The following is a 695-nucleotide window of genomic DNA, read 5'->3' on the forward strand; positions in this document are numbered from 1 at the left end:
TAAGTCGTGCCCGCGGCAGTCGTCACCGTGGTTGGATTGCCACTGTTGGCCCACACCACCGCTTCGCCTTCGGACTCGATACCTGATAGTGCCGTAGGGCCATTGGTCAGTTGATAGCTCTTAATGCCATCCGCCCCTTCAGCAATATCGAAGTTGCCTGAAATTGGGTTATCGCCCCCCACAGAAGAGCCTAGACCGATGATGTCATCTTCATCGATATTGGTTTGTCCGGTAAAACCAGACAACACCGGCGCATCATCGGTCAATGTAACGAGCAGATCTATACTACTGGTATCGCCATCAAAATCTTCGGCTAGTACCTTGAAAGTGAGATCTTTGCTGTCTTCACCTGTGGCGTGGTCAATGGGCGCTTTAAGGTCAAAGCGGTAGCTGCCATCTGCGTTTAAAGTCAGAATGAAGACTTCCACACTGCCTGATTTGGCTACATAGGTATGGTTGTTATCGCTGTCTGTGGTTGGCGCACCAAGGGTAATGGCCACGCCTTGCGACTCCAGCCCAGCAACAGGATTGGTGGCTGGGTCAATCTTATACTCCACCACTTGGTCAGCGCCTTGCGTTGTACCAAAGCTGCCGGTATCAAACAGTGGATCGCCACCTTGGTTTGTGCCACCGACTAAATCATCTTCGTCGACCGACAGTGCTTCTACCGTGTCAATCACAGGCACGTCATCAAT

Annotated in this window: 1 protein-coding gene; it reads right to left on the reverse strand. The window is 51.7% G+C overall.

Annotated elements, in window-relative coordinates:
* Positions 1 to 695, reverse strand: a 695-nt coding sequence (locus OH461_RS20045; RefSeq protein WP_270022302.1) for a T1SS-143 repeat domain-containing protein, incomplete at both ends; no start/stop codon positions are given.

It is taken from the genome of Vibrio sp. LaRot3, assembly GCF_027587025.1.
Taxonomy (GTDB): Bacteria; Pseudomonadota; Gammaproteobacteria; order Enterobacterales; family Vibrionaceae; genus Vibrio.